Annotated in this window: 2 protein-coding genes and 1 pseudogene; all 3 read right to left on the bottom strand. The window is 66.6% G+C overall.

Annotation, left to right across the window (positions count from 1 at the left end):
• Positions 1 to 259: 259 nt before the first annotated feature.
• A complete protein-coding gene (locus ACIQTP_RS46915) occupies positions 260 to 925 on the bottom strand; it encodes a DUF6308 family protein (RefSeq protein WP_403412370.1) in 666 nt (221 codons plus the stop codon).
• Positions 926 to 1,234: 309 nt separating this feature from the next.
• Positions 1,235 to 2,551: a hypothetical protein gene (locus ACIQTP_RS46920; protein ID WP_403412372.1), complete on the bottom strand. Its 1,317-nt coding sequence runs from the start codon at positions 2,549 to 2,551 to the stop codon at positions 1,235 to 1,237.
• Between the two features lie 398 nt (positions 2,552 to 2,949).
• Positions 2,950 to 3,183: pseudogene (locus ACIQTP_RS46925) on the bottom strand (SAM-dependent methyltransferase); the annotation flags it as partial.
• Positions 3,184 to 3,275 lie beyond the last annotated feature (92 nt).

Consider the following 3,275-nt stretch of genomic DNA (forward strand, 5'->3'; position numbering starts at 1 on the left):
ATGCACAAGGCCATGGGCCAAGGTGCCAACTCAGCTGTACAAGTGCCAACAGGATTGCTGCTCTCGGCGGGAGTCATTCTGAAACGATCAGTAAGTTGGAGGCTCTCCGGCTGCGCAGGCAGATGTCGGGCGAGTTCTTTGCCGAAGCGGGTCCTCACCCTGCACTCGAAGCGAAAGCCCTACTGGACCCCGCCCGGGTGATCCGGTCAGGCGCCAGCGGCTCGCGGACACACCTCGCTGCAGTGCTGTCCCGACCCCGTCAAGGTGTTGTTGGATCAGGCGAGTTGAGGCCCAGATTCCAGGCCACGACATCGAGGATCCGCAGCAGCGACACGCCGTCCGGGGCCTGCGCTGCCAGGGCTTCCCACTGCTCGGGCTGCTCCTCGATGTCCCGGTTCATGCATTCGGCAAGAGTCGAGAAGAAGACGGCCTCTGGGCGTCCCGGCGTGGGATGCATCGGGTAGTTGACGTGCGTGCTGTAGTAGCAGGCTTTGACTTGCTGGTCGAAGAGCGGGACGAAAAGCGGGCGCTTCCGGTGGAGGACCTTGGTCAACTTCGTCAGTCCGATGCCGGGCACCTTTCCCTGAGCGTCCAAGACGCCGATCAGACCCTGAAGCAGGGGCCCGTGGCGACCACGGGCGACTGCGGTCTGCAGCGCCAAGTCCTGGGGTATGGCAGCCAGCCCGGCCTCCAGCACTGGCCGCACAGCCTGCAGCGAGTACACAGCGGCAATCGTAGGGCCGGCGTTGAGGAGCAGCGGAGCGAGGAAGTCGCCATCGTTCAACTCGTCCGGACCGCTGCCTGTGGCCATGCGATCGTATGCCGGGTAGGCGAACGGCTTACCCCCTTTGGCGGCCGCGGCGGCCCTGTTCGCCGATTCATCGAAGTAGGAGCGAACCCACTGGGCCGCTACCTCAAACTCCACGCTCCGCCCGCCAACACGCACCTTCGGCTCTCTCAACGCCGCCCCCCCGGGACACTAGTTCCACTCCCCCCAACAAGTCGCCGACGCCCTTGCCCCGCAGGCTCGAGCGACGGCTGAAGTGTAGTCACCGGCACTGACACGACCGGATTCCGGGCGGCCGTTTTGCCTGGTGGTGCTGCGGATCGCGGCGAGAGCGCGGCTGCGGCGTGTGGAGAGACGCGCGGTGGGCAGGTGCGGACACTGAAGGTGATGACGTCCGCACCGTAGTTTCGGGCACCCACACCACTCGCCAGGTGCGTGCGAGCGCACCTACGCGTGCATGGGCAGCGCGGGGAACACGACCACCGAGCCGTCCTTGTCGCGGGCAATCTCAATCGCCACGTCTGTCGTGCGGCTGTTGACCATTGCGCCGTCGCCCAGCTTGTGAATCCGGTGTGCCGCGCCCATCAGGCGATCGACTTCACCGGTCGTGAAGACGGGCATCAAACCGTTCGGGCGCGCCAACTCCAGCGCCGAAAGGCGTACCAGGACACCGGCGATGCTCGACTCCAGTTCGTCGAGGCGCTGCTGGTCGCGCCTGAGTGCACGGGAGAAGTTTTCGAACAAGTTGTCAGGGTTGTCCTGGGCGTGCTCGACGGCCTGCAGGACGACGACCCGCCGCTTCAGGGCAATGGCCAAGGCGGCGAGTTCGAGGTGGGCGCGAAACGTGCCGCCATGCTCGTCGACGCCGGGGAACGACTTGGCCAGCGTGCTGATCTCGACGGGCTTGTCGTCGGGCAGCTTGTCGAGTGCGGTCTGCCACCGGGCAAGGCGGCGGTCAGCGGCGCCCAGCGCCGTGTTGATGGCATGTACCGCCGAGTCCAGTCCCAGCGAGACACCGAGTTTGCCCTGGTCGAGCAGAATGGCGGTGGCTTTGTCGATGGCATCGCGGCAGCCGTCGAGCGCGCTGTGCTCCTCTTCGAGGTTCTGTTCGTGCAGTTGTTCCAGCAGTTCTGTGATGTGTTCGATGGCTTGCTGGCGCTTGTTGTCGGCATGCGCGCTCACCCCCACCGCTACGGCCATGAGAACGAGCGGCGCGGCCACGGTGAGCGCCGCGCTGCCGGCGGCCGCGACGCCGGCTGTCGCACCGGCTCCACCGGCTGCGCCTGCTGCTGCCGCCTTACCGACCGGCACGAACGTCGCACCCGCGGCGATGCGCCCCGTTGAGGTCACGAGTGGGCCACGGATGCCACCGGCCGTCCCCTTCGCCGCCATCGAGCAAATGACGCCCTGACCGAGCTGGGCAGCAACCTTCGCCGGAACCACCATGCGATACAGGTTTTCGCCGGTAACGGTCGCCCTGGCCGCCGTAAGGGAACTTCGCGTCGATTGCGTGATGAATTGTGACAGGTGCTGCGCCAGGGGACTGGCGGCATCGAGCGGGATACCTCGACTGCGGTCGAGCTTGTCGGGCAGCGGATGCACCTCCAGCGTGGCAATCGGCGCCTCGGCCAGGGCGGCCAGCACACCGCGCAGTTCAGCCAGCCGCTCAGCCGTCATCGGCTCGTCTCCAGCCAATGCGGACACCCGGACGTCACCGGTCGCCAGCGTCCACACCGGAACAATTGACTTGCGGGCTTCAGGCATCGTCTCCCCCTCTTCTTCACACAACAACCTATGGCGTACATCAGACAAGAACGGTGCGAACCTCGTGCATTCGGTTACGGGCGCTGCCTGCCGGTGAACTGACGATCACCAGGGCAACCCACCAGATCACCTACGGCCGTGAGGCCCAAGACGAATCGAGGTCGAAGGGTGCCCCGGCCGACATGTCCAGCCGGGGCTTACGCATCAGACGTCGTCGTCCAGGCCCTCCTCGCGGCTGATCATCCGCCAGGCGGCCTTGCGGACGCTACGGTCCAGGCTGCCAGCTCCGTGTGGTTGCTGCTGTTCAAGAGGTCCCGGCTTCCTTCCGAAGAGCGCCGTCCGGGCGGGGGACGGCAGGGATCCAGTGTGGTCGTGTGCGGTGGGACGCGTGGGGCGTTTCAGGCGGAACGGTTGTCCAGGGTGTCCGGTGGCAGGAGTACGCCGGCAGTGAGGCCGGTGGTGAGGGTGGCCGCGGCGTCGGCGGCGAGGTCGGCGGTTCGGCGGACGGCCGCGCGCAGTTCGTACACGCGGCGGAAGGCCTCCCCGTAGCGCCGCTGTTCCTCCAGGGGCAGCAGTGGTACGCGCAGTCGGCCCGGTGTGACGTGCACGAGGCTGCTGCCGGTGGACGCTGTACGTGCCGAATATTGCATCCACGCTGGTCACAGCCCTGATTCGACGTCATCGGACCGCGCCTGACGGGGCAGCCTCCCGCGCGGAGAAGAGG

The sequence above is a fragment of the Streptomyces sp. NPDC090798 genome (genome assembly GCF_044768965.1).
Lineage (GTDB): Bacteria > Actinomycetota > Actinomycetes > Streptomycetales > Streptomycetaceae > Streptomyces.